Annotated in this window: 16 protein-coding genes and 2 pseudogenes; 14 read left to right on the top strand and 4 right to left on the bottom strand. The window is 70.9% G+C overall.

Annotated features, from left to right (window positions below; translation table 11 throughout):
- Positions 1–305: 305 nt before the first annotated feature.
- From gltB to OG332_RS11990, 11 genes and pseudogenes are all read left to right on the top strand, one after another.
- Complete coding sequence (gltB, locus tag OG332_RS12040) at positions 306–4844, top strand: glutamate synthase large subunit (RefSeq protein ID WP_327419188.1); 4539 nt, start codon at positions 306–308, stop codon at positions 4842–4844.
- Positions 4837–6297 (top strand): glutamate synthase subunit beta, encoded by a 1461-nt coding sequence (locus tag OG332_RS12035; protein WP_327413453.1) that lies wholly within the window; start codon positions 4837–4839, stop codon positions 6295–6297. Before gltB ends, OG332_RS12035 begins: the two co-directional genes overlap by 8 nt.
- 217 nt (positions 6298–6514) lie before the next feature.
- On the top strand, positions 6515–7351 hold the full coding sequence (locus tag OG332_RS12030) for a helix-turn-helix domain-containing protein (RefSeq protein ID WP_327413452.1): 837 nt from the start codon (positions 6515–6517) through the stop codon (positions 7349–7351).
- Complete coding sequence (locus OG332_RS12025) at positions 7336–7536, top strand: DUF397 domain-containing protein (protein WP_327413451.1); 201 nt, start codon at positions 7336–7338, stop codon at positions 7534–7536. Before OG332_RS12030 ends, OG332_RS12025 begins: the two co-directional genes overlap by 16 nt.
- A gap of 33 nt (positions 7537–7569) precedes the next feature.
- Positions 7570–7728, top strand: a pseudogene (locus OG332_RS12020) (VOC family protein); the annotation flags it as partial.
- A 22-nt stretch (positions 7729–7750) separates the two neighbouring features.
- Positions 7751–8428, top strand: coding sequence for a GAP family protein (locus tag OG332_RS12015; protein WP_327413450.1), 678 nt, complete (start codon positions 7751–7753; stop codon positions 8426–8428).
- Positions 8429–8834: 406 nt separating this feature from the next.
- A complete protein-coding gene (locus OG332_RS12010; RefSeq protein ID WP_327413449.1) occupies positions 8835–9242 on the top strand; it encodes a GntR family transcriptional regulator in 408 nt (135 codons plus the stop codon).
- Entirely contained in the window at positions 9239–9838 is a 600-nt protein-coding gene (locus tag OG332_RS12005; protein WP_327413448.1) for an ABC transporter ATP-binding protein, read from the top strand. Before OG332_RS12010 ends, OG332_RS12005 begins: the two co-directional genes overlap by 4 nt.
- On the top strand, positions 9787–10134 hold the full coding sequence (locus OG332_RS12000) for a hypothetical protein (RefSeq protein ID WP_327413447.1): 348 nt from the start codon (positions 9787–9789) through the stop codon (positions 10132–10134). The genes OG332_RS12005 and OG332_RS12000 overlap by 52 nt, the downstream gene beginning before the upstream one ends.
- Complete coding sequence (locus tag OG332_RS11995; protein ID WP_327413446.1) at positions 10131–11165, top strand: ABC transporter permease; 1035 nt, start codon at positions 10131–10133, stop codon at positions 11163–11165. Before OG332_RS12000 ends, OG332_RS11995 begins: the two co-directional genes overlap by 4 nt.
- Before the next feature lie 483 nt (positions 11166–11648).
- A complete protein-coding gene (locus OG332_RS11990; protein WP_327413445.1) occupies positions 11649–12938 on the top strand; it encodes a DUF1906 domain-containing protein in 1290 nt (429 codons plus the stop codon).
- 9 nt (positions 12939–12947) lie between these two features.
- Here OG332_RS11990 and OG332_RS11985 read toward each other — a convergent pair whose 3' ends face one another.
- The 3 genes from OG332_RS11985 to OG332_RS11975 all read right to left on the bottom strand — a co-directional run bounded on the left by OG332_RS11985 (position 12948) and on the right by OG332_RS11975 (position 15099).
- Positions 12948–13517, bottom strand: a complete 570-nt coding sequence (locus OG332_RS11985; protein WP_327413444.1) for a pyridoxamine 5'-phosphate oxidase family protein — start codon at positions 13515–13517, stop codon at positions 12948–12950.
- A gap of 36 nt (positions 13518–13553) precedes the next feature.
- Positions 13554–14282: a VWA domain-containing protein gene (locus OG332_RS11980; RefSeq protein WP_327413443.1), complete on the bottom strand. Its 729-nt coding sequence runs from the start codon at positions 14280–14282 to the stop codon at positions 13554–13556.
- A 223-nt stretch (positions 14283–14505) separates the two neighbouring features.
- Positions 14506–15099 carry a PadR family transcriptional regulator gene (locus tag OG332_RS11975; RefSeq protein ID WP_327413442.1) on the bottom strand — a complete coding sequence of 198 codons (594 nt, stop codon included), beginning with the start codon at positions 15097–15099 and terminating at the stop codon, positions 14506–14508.
- A 255-nt stretch (positions 15100–15354) separates the two neighbouring features.
- On the opposite strand from OG332_RS11975, the pseudogene OG332_RS11970 reads away from it, so the two are divergent.
- From OG332_RS11970 to OG332_RS11960, 3 genes and pseudogenes are all read left to right on the top strand, one after another.
- A pseudogene (locus OG332_RS11970) lies at positions 15355–15573 on the top strand (LLM class flavin-dependent oxidoreductase); the annotation flags it as partial.
- Between the two features lie 3 nt (positions 15574–15576).
- Positions 15577–16308 (top strand): glucose 1-dehydrogenase, encoded by a 732-nt coding sequence (locus OG332_RS11965; protein ID WP_327413441.1) that lies wholly within the window; start codon positions 15577–15579, stop codon positions 16306–16308.
- Positions 16309–16618: 310 nt separating this feature from the next.
- Positions 16619–16966 carry a hypothetical protein gene (locus OG332_RS11960; RefSeq protein ID WP_327413440.1) on the top strand — a complete coding sequence of 116 codons (348 nt, stop codon included), beginning with the start codon at positions 16619–16621 and terminating at the stop codon, positions 16964–16966.
- Positions 16967–16972: 6 nt separating this feature from the next.
- Here OG332_RS11960 and OG332_RS11955 read toward each other — a convergent pair whose 3' ends face one another.
- Positions 16973–17434 (bottom strand): hypothetical protein, encoded by a 462-nt coding sequence (locus OG332_RS11955; protein ID WP_327413439.1) that lies wholly within the window; start codon positions 17432–17434, stop codon positions 16973–16975.
- Positions 17435–17472 lie beyond the last annotated feature (38 nt).

Here is a 17472-nt window from a genome sequence, read left to right as displayed (position 1 = left end):
GCATCAGTCCAGGGCTCCGGGCAACGATGCCCGCCCTGCATCCGGGACCTTCGCCTCGTGCTGCGCCGGTCTGCGTCCGCAGAACGCCGCGAAAGTCTCCTCTTCCTGCCTTGTGCAGTGTCCGCATGCTGGAATGGCATATCCGCTTCTCGGGATTGTCGTCATCATGTAATCTGCACGAAATTTCGCAGAGGGCCAACGTCGTCCCTCGGCTATGCACATATGCCACGACGACGACGGGAGAGCCGATGCGTTCCGCATCCACGCACTCCGCGACCGGCTTCAGCACCACCGCCTGGTCGCCCATGGACGGTCGCCCCGCCCAGCAGGGCATGTACGACCCGCGCAACGAGAAGGACGCCTGTGGCGTCGGATTCGTGGCGAACCTCACCGGCGAGGCCACCCACACCCTCGTTGAGCAGGCCCTGACCGTATTGCGGAACCTCGAGCACCGCGGCGCGACCGGCTCCGAGCCGGACTCGGGCGACGGCGCCGGAATCCTCAGCCAGGTGCCGGACGCGTTCCTGCGCGAGGTGGCCGGCTTCGAGCTCCCCGAGGCCGGCGCGTACGCCGTCGGCATCGCCTTCCTCCCCGCCGACGGCACCGCACAGGCCGTCGCCGTGGAGCAGATCGAGGCCATCGCCGCCCAGGAGAACCTGACGGTTCTCGGCTGGCGCGAGGTCCCGGTCACCCCGGACCTGCTCGGCAACGGCGCCCGCGCCACCATGCCGGCGTTCTCGCAGCTGTTCGTGTCCAACGGCAGCACCGGCATCGAGCTGGACCGCAAGGCCTTCGTGCTGCGCAAGCGCGCCGAGCGCGAGGCCGGGGTCTACTTCCCGTCGCTCTCCGCCCGCACCATCGTCTACAAGGGCATGCTGACCACCGGCCAGCTGGAGCCCTTCTTCCCCGACCTCTCCGACCGTCGCTTCGCCTCGACGCTCGCCCTGGTCCACTCGCGGTTCTCCACGAACACCTTCCCGTCCTGGCCGCTCGCCCACCCGTACCGCTTCGTCGCGCACAACGGCGAGATCAACACGGTCAAGGGCAACCGCAACTGGATGAAGGCCCGCGAGTCCCAGCTGGCCTCCGAGGCCTTCGGCGACGGCGTGCTGGACCGGATCTTCCCGATCTGCACCCCGGACGCCTCCGACTCGGCCTCCTTCGACGAGGTCCTGGAGCTCCTCCACCTCGGCGGCCGGTCGCTCCCGCACAGCGTGCTGATGATGATCCCGGAGGCGTGGGAGAACCACACCTCCATGGACCCGGCCCGCCGCGCGTTCTACAAGTACCACTCCACCCAGATGGAGCCCTGGGACGGCCCGGCCTGCGTCACCTTCACCGACGGCACCCAGGTCGGCGCGGTCCTCGACCGCAACGGTCTGCGCCCCGGCCGCTACTGGGTCACCGACGACGGCCTCGTCGTCCTCGGCTCCGAGGTCGGCGTGCTCGACATCGACCCGGCCAAGGTCGTCCGCAAGGGCCGCCTGCAGCCCGGCAAGATGTTCCTCGTCGACACCGCCCAGAAGCGGATCATCGAGGACGACGAGATCAAGAACGAGCTGGCCGCCGCCGCCCCGTACGCGGAGTGGCTGGAGACCGGCGAGATCGAGCTGTCGGACCTGCCCGAGCGCGAGCACATCGTGCACACCCACGCCTCGGTCACCCGCCGCCAGCAGACCTTCGGCTACACCGAGGAAGAGCTGCGCGTCATCCTCGCGCCGATGGCCCGTACCGCCGGCGAGCCCCTCGGCTCCATGGGCACGGACTCCCCGATCGCGGCCCTGTCCGAGCGCCCCCGGCTGCTCTTCGACTACTTCACCCAGCTCTTCGCGCAGGTCACCAACCCGCCGCTGGACGCCATCCGCGAGGAGCTCGTCACCTCGCTGCTGTCCTCGCTCGGCCCGCAGGGCAACCTGCTGGAGTCGACCGCCGCGTCCTGCCGCAGCGTCACCCTGCCCTTCCCGGTGATCGACAACGACGAGCTGGCCAAGCTCATCCACATCAACGCCGACGGCGACATGCCGGGCATGAAGGCCGCCACGCTCTCCGGCCTCTACCGGGTCTCCGGCGGCGGCGAGGCGCTGGCCGCGCGGATCGAGGAGATCCGGGGCGAGGTCGACGCGGCCATCGCGAACGGCGCGCACCTGATCGTCCTGTCGGACCGCCACTCGGACGCCGAGCACGCGCCGATCCCGTCGCTGCTGCTCACCTCCGCCGTGCACCACCACCTCATCGCCACGAAGCAGCGCACCCAGGTGGGTCTGCTGGTCGAGGCCGGTGACGTCCGCGAGGTCCACCACGTCGCGCTGCTGATCGGCTACGGCGCCGCCGCGGTCAACCCGTACCTGGCCATGGAGTCCGTCGAGGACCTCCTGCGCGCCGGCACCTTCCTGACCGGCCTGGAGCCGGAGCAGGCCATCAAGAACCTGATCTACGCGCTCGGCAAGGGCGTCCTGAAGGTCATGTCGAAGATGGGCATCTCCACCGTCGCCTCCTACCGCGGCGCCCAGGTCTTCGAGGCCGTCGGCCTGAACGAGGACTTCGTCGGCACCTACTTCGCGGGCACCGCCACGAAGATCGGCGGCGCCGGCCTGGACGTCATCGCCAAGGAGGTGGCCGCGCGCCACGCCAAGGCGTACCCCGTCTCCGGCATCGCGGCCACGCACCGCGCGCTGGAGATCGGCGGCGAGTACCAGTGGCGCCGCGAGGGCGAGCCGCACCTGTTCGACCCGGAGACGGTGTTCCGCCTCCAGCACGCCACCCGCAACCGCCGGTACGACATCTTCCGGCAGTACACGGACCGCGTGAACGAGCAGTCCGAGCGCCTCATGACGCTCCGCGGCCTCTTCGGCTTCAAGAGCGACCGCCCGTCGATCTCCATCGACGAGGTCGAGCCGATCTCCGACATCGTCAAGCGCTTCTCCACCGGCGCCATGTCGTACGGCTCCATCTCCAAGGAGGCGCACGAGACCCTCGCCATCGCCATGAACCAGTTGGGCGCCAAGTCCAACACCGGTGAGGGCGGCGAGGACCCGGACCGCCTGTACGACCCGGCGCGGCGCTCGTCGATCAAGCAGGTCGCCTCCGGCCGCTTCGGCGTCACCTCCGAGTACCTGGTCAACGCGGACGACATCCAGATCAAGATGGCGCAGGGTGCCAAGCCCGGCGAGGGCGGCCAGCTGCCCGGCCACAAGGTCTACCCGTGGGTCGCCAAGACCCGGCACTCCACCCCGGGCGTCGGCCTGATCTCCCCGCCGCCGCACCACGACATCTACTCCATCGAGGACCTGGCTCAGCTGATCCATGACCTCAAGAACGCCAACCCGGTCGCCCGCATCCACGTGAAGCTGGTCTCCGAGGTCGGCGTGGGCACGGTCGCCGCGGGTGTCTCCAAGGCCCACGCGGACGTCGTCCTCATCTCCGGCCACGACGGCGGTACGGGCGCCTCCCCGCTCACCTCGCTCAAGCACGCGGGCGGCCCCTGGGAGCTCGGCCTCGCCGAGACCCAGCAGACCCTGCTGCTCAACGGGCTGCGCGACCGGATCGTCGTCCAGACGGACGGCCAGCTCAAGACCGGCCGCGACGTGGTCATCGCCGCGCTGCTCGGCGCCGAGGAGTTCGGTTTCGCGACCGCGCCGCTCGTCGTCTCCGGCTGCGTCATGATGCGCGTCTGCCACCTGGACACCTGTCCGGTCGGCATCGCCACGCAGAACCCGGTCCTGCGGGACCGCTTCTCCGGCAAGCCCGAGTTCGTCGTGAACTTCTTCGAGTTCATCGCGGAGGAGGTGCGCGAGCTCCTCGCCGAGCTGGGCTTCCGCACGATCGAGGAGGCCGTCGGCCACGCCGAGCTGCTCGACACGACGAAGGCCGTCACGCACTGGAAGGCGCAGGGTCTCGACCTGGAGCCGCTCTTCTACGTGCCGGAGCTGCCCGAGGGCGCGGTGCGCCACGCCCTGATCGAGCAGGACCACGGTCTGGAGAAGGCGCTCGACAACGAGCTCGTCGAGCTCGCCGCCGACGCGCTGAACGCCGACTCGGCGGAGACGGCCCAGCCGGTCCGCGCCCAGGTCGCGATCCGCAACATCAACCGGACCGTCGGCACCATGCTCGGCCACCACGTCACCAAGAAGTTCGGTGGCGCGGGCCTGCCCGACAACACGATCGACCTGACCTTCACCGGTTCGGCCGGCCAGTCCTTCGGCGCCTTCGTGCCGAAGGGCATCACCCTCCGCCTGGAGGGCGACGCCAACGACTACGTCGGCAAGGGCCTCTCCGGCGGCCGGATCGTGGTCCGCCCGGACCGCGGCGCCGACCACCTCGCCGAGTACTCCACCATCGCCGGCAACACCATCGGCTACGGAGCCACCGGCGGCGAGATGTTCCTGCGGGGCCGCACCGGCGAGCGCTTCTGTGTCCGCAACTCCGGCGCCCTGGTCGTCTCGGAGGGCGTGGGCGACCACGGCTGCGAGTACATGACCGGCGGCACCGCGGTCGTCCTCGGCGAGACGGGCCGCAACTTCGCGGCCGGCATGTCGGGCGGCGTCGCGTACGTCATCGACCTCGACCCGAACAACGTCAACGTCGGCAACGCGGGCGCCGTAGAGGCCCCGTCCGACACCGACAAGCAGTGGCTGCACGATGTGGTGCGCCGCCACGAGGAGGAGACCGGCTCGACCGTGGCCGCGAAGCTCCTGGCTGACTGGTCCGTCGCGGTGGACCGCTTCAGCAAGATCATCCCGACCACGTACAAGGCAGTGCTCGCCGCCAAGGACGCCGCTGAGCTCGCCGGACTCTCGGAATCCGAGACCACGGAGAAGATGATGGAGGCGGCGACCCATGGCTGACCCGAAGGGCTTCCTCACCACCCAGCGCGAGACCGCCTGCACCCGTCCTGTCACCGACCGGCTGAAGGACTGGAACGAGGTCTACGTTCCGGGCTCGCTGCTCCCGATCATCAGCAAGCAGGCCGGCCGCTGCATGGACTGCGGCATCCCGTTCTGCCACAACGGGTGCCCGCTCGGGAACCTGATCCCCGAGTGGAACGACTTCGCGTACCGCGACGACTGGTCGGCGGCGAGCGAGCGCCTGCACGCCACGAACAACTTCCCGGAGTTCACCGGGCGGCTGTGCCCGGCCCCGTGCGAGTCGGCGTGCGTCCTCGGCATCAACCAGCCGGCCGTCACGATCAAGAACGTCGAAGTCTCGATCATCGACAAGGCCTGGGACAACGGCAACGTCACCCCGCAGCCGCCGGAGCGCCTCTCCGGCAAGACGGCCGCCGTCATCGGCTCCGGCCCGGCGGGTCTCGCCGCGGCCCAGCAGCTGACCCGGGCTGGCCACACCGTGGTGGTGTACGAGCGCGCCGACCGCGTCGGCGGCCTGCTGCGCTACGGCATCCCCGAGTTCAAGATGGAGAAGGTGCACATCAACCGCCGCATCGAGCAGATGCGCGCGGAGGGCACCAAGTTCCGTACCGGCATCGAGGTCGGCCGCGACATCACCGCCACCGACCTGTGCAAGCGGTTCGACGCGGTGGTCATCGCGGCGGGCGCCACGGTCTCCCGCGACCTTCCGGTTCCGGGCCGCGAGCTGAACGGCATCCACTTCGCGATGGAGTACCTGCCGCTCGCGAACAAGGTGCAGGAGGGCGACTTCATGGCGCCCCCCATCACGGCCGAGGGCAAGCACGTGGTCGTCATCGGCGGTGGCGACACCGGCGCGGACTGCGTGGGCACCGCCCACCGCCAGGGCGCGGCCTCGGTCACGCAGCTGGAGATCATGCCGAAGCCGGGCGAGGACCGTAACGCCAACCAGCCCTGGCCGACCTTCCCCATGCTCTACAAGGTCACCTCGGCGCACGAGGAGGGCGGCGAGCGGGTCTACTCCGTCTCCACCACCCACTTCGAGGGCGACGAGGACGGCAACGTCAAGGCCCTGCACCTGGTCGAGGTCGAGTTCGTCGACGGCAAGCTCGTCCAGAAGCCCGGCACCGAGCGCGTCCTCCCCGCGCAGCTGGTCACCCTGGCGATGGGCTTCACGGGCACGGACCAGGCCAACGGTCTGGTCGACCAGTTCGGCCTGGAGCTGGACGCCCGCGGCAACGTCGAGCGCGACGCCTCCTACGCGACCAACGTCGACGGCGTCTTCGTCGCCGGCGACGCGGGCCGCGGCCAGTCGCTCATCGTCTGGGCCATCGCGGAAGGCCGCTCGGCCGCCCGCGGCGTGGACCGCTTCCTGACCGGCACCAGCGCCCTCCCGTACCCGGTCAAGCCGACGGACCGCTCGCTGACCGTGTAACACCGGCAGTACCCCGCCCTTCGTGGGCGGGACCCCTCATACGGTCCGTACAACGGCGTACGGAACTCCCGACACAGCGCCCGCCACGTCCCCGACCAGGGGTGGCGGGCGCTGTGGCGTTCTGTAGCCGTATCGATGCGTTCCGTTGTCCCGGTGTCGCGTTGAGGACTACGCTCTTCCGCGGAGCGAGGGCACTGCGGGAGCGGGGAGTTGGCTCATGGCCAAGCCGAAGGACGAGGGTGGGGCGCAGACGCCGGAGGAGTTCCCCCGTGAGGAACTACGGCGTCGGCGTGAGGCGGCCGGACTGACCCAAGCGGCTCTAGGGGAACGGATCTACGCCACCGGCTCCTATGTCGGACAGATGGAGAACGGCCAGCGCCGACTTCGCCCCGAGATCGCGGCACTCATCGACCGGGAGCTAGGCACTGGGGACTACTTCTTGCGGCTGGCCAGAGCGTTCAAGTCCAAGCACGTCGAGTACTTCGCCGCCGCGGCCGAGTTGGAAGGTCTGGCGACGGCCATCTACGAGTACGCCCCCACGCTGGTCCCAGGGCTGCTGCAGACGGAGGACTACGCCCGGGCGGTGATCCGGGCCGCCAGCCCGACCGCCCTTGCCGAGCGTGTTGAAGACCTGGTCGCGGCACGCATCGAACGCGCACGGCTCCTCGGTGATCCGGAGACCCCCGAGCTGTGGGTCGTCCTGCACGAGTCGGTGTTGCGGACGGTGGTTGGCGGGCCTGCGGTGATGGCCGCTCAGCTGCGGCACATCTCGTCGTACGTTCGGGCCCACCGGATCACCGTGCAGGTGGTGCCGTTCGCAGCCGGGGCCCATGGCGTCCTCGACGCGGCCGTGAGAATCATGCAGTTCTCTGACGCGCCGGACGTGGCCTACACCGAGGGGCCTCACGCGGGGCAGTTGCTCGACTATCCGGCCCTGGTCCAGCGCCACTGGAAGTCATACGATCTTGCCAGGGCTGCTGCGTTGTCGCCGGAGGCGTCCCTGACCTTGATCGAATCAGTGGCGGAGGAGCACGCGACATGCGCGCAGACATGAACGGCCTGTCCTGGCGGAAGTCCTCGTACAGCAACGGGGAGGGCGGCAACTGCGTAGAGGTATCCGACGACCTCCCCGGCCTGGTCCCCGTCCGCGACAGCAAGCTGGCGGGCGCCGGCCCGGTCCTCGCGTTCCCGGATTCCGCGTGGGCGCCGTTCATCGAGGCCGTGAAGTGCCGAGCCTGATCTCGTACCGCACCCCCTTGGTACGTTGCGCCGATGGCGGCGATCGAGAAGTTCCAAGTCGCCTTCGACTGCGCGGAACCTGAGCGCCTCGCTCGCTTCTGGTGCGAAGTGTTGGGGTACGTCGTGCCGCCGCCCCCGGAGGGGTTCGCCACGTGGGACGAATTCAAGCGCTTGCAGGCACCTGAGGAGCAGGCATGACGTGGAAGGGGATTCGTTGCTCAGCCAGGCAATGGGGGCCATGCTGCCGGCTGCGTTGGCGGTCGCGCTCAGTCCCTTCCCGCTCATCGGAATTGTCCTGATCCTTTCCGGCTCGCAGGGCCGCCGTAACGGCCTGCTGTTCGCGGCCGGGTGGATCACCGGCCTTGCGATCGCGGCGACCCTCGTCGCGGTGCTCTTCGGCGGGGCCGACGACCCCGACAGCACATCGTCGGCGATCGCGGACTGGGGACGGGTACTGGCCGGAACAGCCCTCATCGTGCTGGGGGTACGCAAGTGGTGGAAGCGCCCGCGCGCCGGTGAGCAGGCAGAGACACCCCGCTGGATGGCCTCGCTCGACGACGCCACGGCCGGACGGGCGCTACTCCTCGGGGCGCTGTTGTCGGGCGCCAACCCCAAAAACCTCGTCCTGACAGCGTCGGCCGCCGCCTCGATCGTCGAGGCCGGCGCCCACGACGTCGGCCTCGCCGCGGCAGTCGCCGTCTTCGTACTCATTGCCTCCTGCACGGTGCTGGGAGCCGTCGCCATCCATCTCGCCGGAGGACAGCGCGCCGCGTCGTTCCTGGACAGCGTCGGACAGTTCATGGTCACCAACAGCACCGTGATCACCGTGATCGTGCTGCTCCTCCTGGGCGCAAGCATCCTGGGTGACGGGCTGTCCGGTCTCGGCCGCTGAGACTTCCACGCGACCGCCGTCGAGGTCCGGGAAGCACCCGCTGAGATCCCAGGCACCTTCAGGGACAGGCCCGGAGTGCTGAAGGGAGCAGACAGGCGATCTACTCCTCAGACAGCCGCCCACGACCAGCGTGAGCAGCCCGAGAGCCGGTCACGCCAGCCCTTTGACCTGCGTCTTCAAGTTGGCGGAGGCTCACTGGTCCCGCTCGGCGCGGTGCACGTGACAACGCCTTCGCTCCGCGTCGCAGTGACCGGCTTGCCGAACACCCGCGGGCTCAGCCCCGTGAACGGGGCCTCTCATGTGCCAATTCACTCTCCTCGCACCCGTGTTGAGGCGTATCTCCTTGACAGTGATCGCAGACGTAGAGTCCTATAGTGCTAGGAAGCTAGATGAATAGAGGAGGACAGTGATCGAGTTTCACCTCGATGCCCGTTCCGGTGTCGCTCCGTACATGCAGCTCATCCACCAGGTCCGGCAGGCCCTGCGGCTGGGGCTGCTGGCGGAGGGAGACCGGCTGCCGACGGTCAAGGACGTCGCCGCCAAGGTGGCGATCAACCCGAACACGGTGCTCAAGGCGTACCGCGAGCTCGAATACGAGGGGCTGGTCGCGAAGAAGCCCGGGGTGGGCACGTTCATCTCCGGAACGCTCAGCGACGACTCGCTGTCCGAGCACGGGCCGCTGCGCCAGGAGCTGCAGCACTGGCTCGACAAGGCGCGGGCCGCCGGGCTGGGCGAGGAGAGCATCGAGGCCCTGTTCCTGAGCACCTTCCGCGCCCGAACCGGCACGGAGACGCACACCGAAGAGGAGAAATGACCGCCATTTTGGAAGCCCGCGCGCTGGGCAAGCGGTACGGCCGCAAAGAGGCGCTGAGCGACTGCACCCTGAGCGTGCCGGCCGGGCGGGTCGTCGGTCTGGTCGGGCCCAACGGGGCCGGCAAGTCGACCCTGTTGCAGCTGGCCTGCGGGCTGATCGGCCCGAGCTCCGGCAGCATCGAAGTGCTCGGCGGCCGGCCCGCGTCCGGGCCCGGACAGCTGGCCAAGGTCGGCTTCGTCGCCCAGGACACGCCCACGTACGCCGGTCTGTCCGTCGCCGACCACCTGAAGCTGGGTGCCCGGCTCAATCCGGGATGGGACGCCGCGTTCGCCGAAGGGCGGATCCGGCGGCTCGGCCTGGACCCCGCACAGAAGGCCGGCAAGCTCTCCGGCGGCCAGCGCGCCCAGGTGGCCCTGACGCTCGCCGTGGCCAAGCGGCCCGAGCTGCTGATGCTCGACGAGCCGGTCGCCGCTCTGGACCCGCTGGCCCGGCGGGAGTTCCTGCAGAGCCTGATGGAGTTCGTGGCCGAGGAGGGGTCACCGTCGTGCTCTCCTCGCACCTGGTCTCCGACCTGGAACGGGTCTGCGACCACCTGATCTCGCTGGTCGCCTCCCGGGTCCAGGTGGCAGGGGGCGTCGACGACCTGCTCGCCACCCACTTCCGGCTCACCACCGCGCGCCGGGATGCCGCCACCCTGCCCGCGGGCATGCACGTCATCCAGGAGACCCACACCGAGCGGCAGAGCACGTTCATCGTGCGCTCCGACAAGGCGGTCCAGGATCCTTCCTGGATCCTGGAGCCCCTCAACCTGGAGGACTTGGTCCTCACCTACATGAGTCGGGCCTCCACGGCCGGGCGCGGCCCCCGACCCACTCCGGAGGACCAGCGATGATCTGGCTGACCTGGCGCCAATACCGTGTCCAGACGCTCGTGGCCCTCGCCGCCCTGGCCGCGCTCGCGATATTCCTCGTGGTCACCGGTCTCCAGATGCGCGACCTCTACGACAGCACCGTCGCGCACTGCCGGGGCGACTGCGAAACGGCCAGGAACGCACTGGTCGTCGAGTACCAGACCCTGACCTACTACGTCACGAGCCTGCTGCTCGCCGCGCCCGGCATCACGGGGGTCTTCTGGGGCGCCCCGTTGATCGCCCGTGAACTGGAGACCGGCACCCACCGGCTCGTCTGGAACCAGAGCATCACCCGCGGCCGCTGGATCCTGGTCAAGCTCGGGGCCGTCGGCCTGATCGCCGTCGCCGTCACCGGGGTGCTCAGCCTCCTGGTGACCTGGTGGGCGGATCCCATCGACCGGGTCAACCTGGACCGCTTCACCCCCCTCATGTTCAGCGGCCGCGCGATCGTGCCCCTCGGCTACGCGGCGTTCGCCTTCACCCTCGGAGCCTGCGCCGGGCTGCTGATCCGGCGCACCGTGCCCGCGATGGCGGCGACCCTCGTCGCCTTCGTCGCGGTCCAGATCCTCGTGCCCTTCGCGATCCGCCCGCACTTCGTGACGCCGGAGCACACCGAAGTCACGCTCAGCTCCCTCGTCGTGGCGCCGGTCGGCGGTGGCGCGGAGTCCGGTGCGCCGAAGGACGGCTGGAACGGGAACCACGTCCAGCTGAAGGGTTCGGGTGACGACTCCTACTTGCGGGTCGGGGTCCTCAAGCCCGGCGTCTGGGTGGTGTCCGATCCCGGCGCGGTGCTCGACGCGTCTGACCGGGAGGTCCGCGGTGCCCCGGGCTGCGCGGACCGCTCGACGGACCCCTTCGAGTGCTTCGCCACGTCGAACCTCCACCTAGCGGTCGACTACCAGCCCGCCGACCGCTATTGGCCCTTCCAGTGGGTCGAGACGGGGATCTTCCTCGCGCTCTCCGGTCTGCTGGCCGGGTTCTGCTCCTGGTGGCTGCGCCGCCGGACGGCCTGACCGGGACGAGGAAAAGGGGCGGCCGAAGCCAACGCAACTGGCTTCGGCCGCCCCCTCGACTCTACGGCTACCGGGCCCGCGCCGTGGCGCGATAGGCGCTCGGGGCCAGGTGGCCGTGCCCGCCGTACCGGCCGGTGGTCGGCGTACGGGCCGCCGAACTGGATCACGTGCTCCAGGAGTTGGTGTCGACCGGGCCGTCGGCGCGGAGCGGGTGGTGACACCGCCGAGCGCGGCTTCCCGGGCCTGCGCGGCGTACCGGACGACGGGGCCGAGCTCGATTCGCTCGTGCGGGTGATGCCCGACAGGGGAGGGCGGGGGACGCGCCTGCCGTTCGTCGAGCTCGGGGAGGAGGGGAGGGGCGGATCCTCGCGACCGACCCGGCGGGTGCCCGCGGACCCGCCCGATCCGGCCTAGGCCGGACGGACCATCCGGGGGGAATCGCCGCACAGTTGAGGGCCGTGCCGTCTGGTAACCATCTGCAGCATGGCCCCCACCCGAACCCTGCTGAGCGGGCTGCTCGGCGCCGCCGCGCTGCTGCTCTCCGTCCAGCCCTCCGTAGCCGCCGCCGACCGGCAGACCGTCGACTACCACGGGCTGCGCCTCACCCTCCCCGCCGACTGGCGGGTCGTCGACCTCGACCGCGACCCCGGCGCCTGCCTCCGGCTGGACCTGCCCACCCTGTACCTCGGTCACGCCGGCACCCAGAGCGAATGCACCGGCCGGGCCGTCGTCAGCCGCGCCGACACCCTGCACCTCGAACCCCTCGACGGGGCTGCCGAACGCGCCGACGTCCCCACCGTCACCGTGGAGACCGCCACCGCGCTGCCCGAAGCCCCCCACCCCTCCGCCAGCAACGAGCTGCGCTACGCCCTGCTCCGGCCCGGGGTCATGGCCACCGTCTCCTACGGGGCCGCGCCCGACGCCGTACGCAGGGTCCTCACCCGAGCCCGCGCCCTGGGCCCCGCCACCCACGCCCCGCGCCCCGCGGCGCCCGCCGTGGCCCACGGCGGCGCGGACCAGCGCGGCGTCCAGGCAGCCTTCAAGGGCGAGGGCTTCGACGCCTGCACCGCCCCGACCCAGAAGGCCATGGACACCTGGCGCGCCGATTCCCCCTTCCGTGCGATCGGCATCTACATCGGCGGCCGCGCCCGGGCCTGCGCCCAGCCGCGGCTCACGGCCCGCTGGGTCGAACGGCAGGCCGCCGCGGGCTGGCACCTGATGCCCATCTGGGTGGGCCCGCAGCCCTGGCACAACGCCGACACCGGCCTGTCCACCGACCCTTCCGAGGCCAACGGGCAGGGCAGGGAGGCCGCCGAGGGCGCGGTGGACGCGGCCCGGTCCCTCGCAATGGCCGAGGGCACGGTGCTCTACAACGACCTGGAGAACTACACGGACCGCGCCACCTGGGACGCCCCCGTCGTCGCCTACCTGACCGCCTGGACGCAGCGGCTGCACGAGCTGGGCTTCCGCTCCGCCGCCTACGTCTCGGTGAGCTCCGGGGTCAAGGCGCTGAGCGCCCACCACCACCAGGCACCCCAGGCCATGCCGGACGTGCTGTGGGCCGCCCGCTGGAACCTCTCGGCCTCCGTCGGCAACGCCGACATGGGCCTGCCGGCGGGCACGGCCCAGTGGGCCGGCCCGCGCCGGGCCCACCAGTTCCGCGGCGACCACAACGCCACGTACGGCGGGGTCACCATCAACATCGACCGCAGCTGGGTGGACGTGGACCCGGCGGCCCTCGGCCCGATCGGGGGCGTCCTCCCGCTCAGCTAGCCGACCCGCTCAGCCGGCCGCCCCGCCCGGCGCCGGCCCTTGCGGAGCCGAGCCGTCCGCCGCCGGGTCGCCCGGCTCCGGGTCCTCGCGCGGCGGCTCGTCGTCGTTGCCCCGGCGGACGGTGTGCGTGCCGCGCGCCGGGGTCCACGACCGCAGCACCAGGTCATCGCCCTCGACGCGGACGTGGACGACCTCCGTCAGATCGGCGTAGAAGAGGTGGAAGGGGTGCGGGGTCTCCGTCTCCTCCGCGTACCGGTGCAGCTCGGGCGGGTCCACCAGCTCCACCGCCCGCCCGGAGACGCGTACGTCCCCGTCGGGCATCTCCTCGCCCTGGCCCGGATTGGTGTGCAGGGCGAAGCGCGGGTCGTGCTGGAGGTCCCTGGCCTTCATCGAGCCCGCCATCATGCCGAGCCACAGCTCACCGCCGCGGATGTCGACGTTCAGCCCCGACGCCCGGGGGGAGCCGTCCTTGCGGAGCGTGGCCAGGACGTGGTGCGGGTACTGCGCGAAGCGCGCCTGGACGGCTGCCGCGAACTCCGGCTCCGCCTTCTCGAAGACTGCCCAGCTGGTGTGCGTCATGCCTCCATGAAAGCGCGTGGCCCGGGCGGTCCCGGGTCAGGCGCGCACGATGCCCGCGCCGCGCGCAGCCGCCAGCCAGGCCGGGAACTCCCCGACCAGCCGGTCGTACAGTTCCGCGTCCGGGACGGTGCGCGGATCCGGGCCCGCGTGGAAGTAACCGGCGTTGTCCACCGCGCGACGGGACGGCACGGGCAGTTCGTCCAGCCGGCGCAGGAAGTCGAACTGCGTGCTGCGCGTGTTGCCGAAGCCGACGAACTGCCAGAAGAGCGGCAGCCGCGCCGCCTTGCACAGGTACTTCTCGGCCGCGAGCTTGTTGATCGGCCCGCCGTCGGTCTGGAAGACGACGAGGGCCGGCTGCGTCGACCCCGAGTCCAGATAGTGGTCGATCACCGCGTCCATCGCCGCGTGGTAGGCCGTCTTGCCCATGTGGCCGAGACGGGAGGCGATCTCGGTGACCCGCCCCTCGTGCCCGGCCAAGGAGATCTCCTCCACCGCGTCGACCTCGGTGGAGAAGAAGACCACCGGTACGCGGGCGTCGTCGTCCAGGTGCGCGGACAGGCCGAGCACCCGGTCGGCGAAGTCCTGCACACTGCCGTCCGCGTAGTACGGGCGCATCGACCCGGAGTAGTCCAGCACCAGGTAGACCGCCGCGCGCCCGCCCTCCATGCCGTACTTGCGCAGGGAGACCCCGGCGCTCTTGTAGAGGCTCACGAGCGCCGGAGCCGTCTCCTCGACCTTGCGGAGGTCCATCGCACTGCCCGTCATGGGGCGAGGGTACGGCAGACCCCTTCGCCGAAACCCAGGTCGGCCGCGAGCCGGGCCCCGTGCGCGGCCGGTGAGCCGAAGAGGAGGGCGCAGGCGTGGGCCCATGCCCGCATCGGGCGCTGCCTCACGTCGGGGACCGGGCGCCCCGCCGGGTCCGGGGCCCGCCTTCGGCGCCGCGCCCGGTCCGGGCTCGGGGACCGCTTCGGGTCGGCTTCCGCCGTTCCTACGGCAGCTTGCCGAGCTCCCCGAGTGCGGCGAGCTCGTTGATGTCTTCGAGCATTTCGGCTGCGAGGTCGCGCTCGGAGGCGTAGTACCGCTCCGCCCACTTGAGGGCGAGCGTCGGGTACGCCCACGCCGCCTCGTCCTTGGCGCCCTCCACGTCGGCCACCGCCCGACGGCGCATCTGCTCCGCGAACTCCTGGTGCTGCAGCAGGACTTCGCGCATCTGCTCCGGCTCCAGCAGGTGGCCCAGCCACAGCCGCAGCATCGGCCCGTGCTTGAGGACGGGCGGATCGACCGGGGCCTCGCGGGCCCATTCCCGCACGGCCGCCATGCCCTCCTCGGTGATCCGGTACACCCGCTTGTCGCGGGTCCCGCTGTCCTGGGCGACCATCCGCGAGGAGGCGTAGCCGGCCTTCTCCAGGCGCTTGAGCTCGCTGTAGATCTGGCTGAACGACGGGCTCCAGTAGAAGAACCGCAGCGACCAGTCCGACCACTTCTTCAGGTCGTAACCGGAGAGCTCTTCTCCGAAGGAGAGCAGCCCGAGCACCGCCCAGCTGGTCGCGGGGAGCGCGCGCTTGTTCGCCTCGTCTGCCACGCAGCGCAGTCTACGACCGGCCCCCGCGGCGGCCTTCCCTCTGCGCAATATGACTGCTAGAAGTATTCCTATTCGACATATAGGCCTGCCCCGAACCTACGGAGGCCCCGTGAAGTTCTCGATGATCTTCGAGGCGCAGCTCGTCGACCCCACCCAGGAACGGGAACGCCAGGTCATCCACGACTGCGTCGAACAGGCCGTCTTCGCCGAGGAGACGGGCTTCGACCGGATCTGGGCGGTCGAGCACCACTCCCTATCCCGGCCCGCCCGGTCGACACGGGCACCTACAACGCGGAGCACGCGTACGGCAGCGCCGAGACCGCCATCGCCTACGTCGAGCAGCTGCGCGAGATCGGCGTCGACGAGGTGATGTGCCTGATCCAGATGGGCACGGTGCCCCAGGAGGCGTGCATGGAGACCATCCGCCAGTGGGGCGAGAAGGTCATCCCGCACTTCCGCGCGCTGGAGGGCTGAGCCGTGGGTGTCCCACTCGACGGGAAGGTGGTCGTGGTCACCGGCGCCGGGCGCGGCCAGGGCGCGGCCGGCGCCCGCCTGCTCGCGGAGGCGGGGGCGCGGGTGGTCGTCACGGACGTACGGGAGGACGAAGGCCGGGCCGTGGCCGCGGAACTCGGCGACCAGGGGCTGTACGTCCGCCACGACGTGGCCGACGCGGCGAGCTGGGCGGCGGTGGTGACGGAGTCGGTCCGCGCCTTCGGCACCGTATCGGCGCTGGTCAACAATGCGGCCCTGTGGCGCACCGCCCATGTGGAACAGCAGACGCTCGACGACTTCGAGGCCCTGCTGCGGGTCAACCTGCTGGGGCCGTTCCTCGGCATCCAGGCCGTGGCCCCGGTGCTGCGGGCGGGTGGCGGCGGCTCGGTCGTCAACATCTCCTCCACCGCCGGACTGGTCGGGATACCGGGCCACGCGGCCTACGGGTCCACCAAGTTCGGGCTGCGCGGACTGACCCGGTCGGCGGCGCTCGACCTGGCCGGGGACCGGATCCGGGTCAACTCGGTGCACCCGGGGGCCATCGACACCCCGATGGTCGCCGAGGCGGTTGCGGGCCGGGACTGGTCGCACGTACCGCTGGGGCGGGTGGGCCGGCCGGAGGAGGTCGGGGAGCTCGTCCTCTTCCTCTGCTCGGACGCGTCCTCGTACGTGACGGGCGCCGAGTTCACCGTGGACGGAGGGATGACGACGGCATGAGCGACCTCCGCATGCACGACGGCGGTACGGGCCCCCACGGCGTGAGCGATCCCCTGTCGCCGGCGGCCAGGCTGCTGTGCGACGCGATGACCGCGGGCTTCCCGGGGCCGGGCGACACGGCGGCCCTGCGGGCGGCGGCGGCGTCCGCCCGGCCGGGCCCGGCCGTGGCCTCGGTGTCCGACACGGCCGCGGGCGGGGTCCCGGTCCGGATCTACGATCCCGCGCCGGACTCCCGGGACCGCCCCCCTGGTCGTCTTCCTCCACGGCGAGGGCTGGGTGATGTGCGGCCTGGACACCCACGACTTTCGCGGTGGGGATCGTGGTGCTCGCCGGGATCACCTGGGACCGGCACACCCTCCACGAGCGCGGCCGGGAGGAGACGGCCGTCGTCGCCTCGCGCACGATGGTGGAGGACGGCTCCGGCCACACCCCGTCCCTGCGCCTGCGTACGGAGACGGGCCGCGACCTGCCCGGACCGGTGGCCCTGGACCTGCAGGTCGGAGCCCGCCTGACCGTGACGACGGACCCCGACGGCGGGTCCTGGTCCCTGGGAGGCCGCCCGGACCGCCCCCTCTGGCAGGCGGCCGGCACCGCGGCGCTGCTCCTGCTCCTGCTCCTCACCCTCGGCGCGCTCTGCCTGCGCCGCCCCCGCACCTGAACCGCGTTACTCCTTGATGATGTAGGAGCAGCCCTTCGTGTTCTTGACGCCGTCGCTCTCCGCGACCTGCTTGCCGTCGATCTTGATGGTGCACGGGGCCTGCTGGAGCTTGCCGTCGGCGCCCGTGATCGTGCCCGGGATGACGTGCACCAGATAGCCCACCTTCCGCTCGGCGGCGGTGAGTTCGGCGGTGCCCGACTTCGACCACGGCAGGGTCTGCTCCTCGAAGCCGCTGTCGATGCCGCTGTACATGACCGCCGTCTTGCCGGTGCCCCCGACCTCCAGCGTCACCTCGTGGGTCGCGCCGCCGGCCTTGGCCGCCGGCGCGGACGACGCGGGGGCCGGGGAGGCCGCGGCGGGCTTGCCGCTGTCGGCGGCCGGCTTCGGGGCGTCGCTGCCGCAGCCCGTGAGGAGCACCGCCGCCGCGCACAGCGTCATCGCGGACATCGCGGTCTTCGTGCTTCGCATGTTCCTGATACCTCGTCCTTGTTGCTCGATTGCTTGAT

This window comes from Streptomyces sp. NBC_01233 (genome assembly GCF_035989305.1).
Lineage (GTDB): Bacteria > Actinomycetota > Actinomycetes > Streptomycetales > Streptomycetaceae > Streptomyces.
The sequence above is the reverse complement of the archived record's forward strand: the minus strand, read 5'-3'. Positions and strand labels throughout refer to the sequence as shown.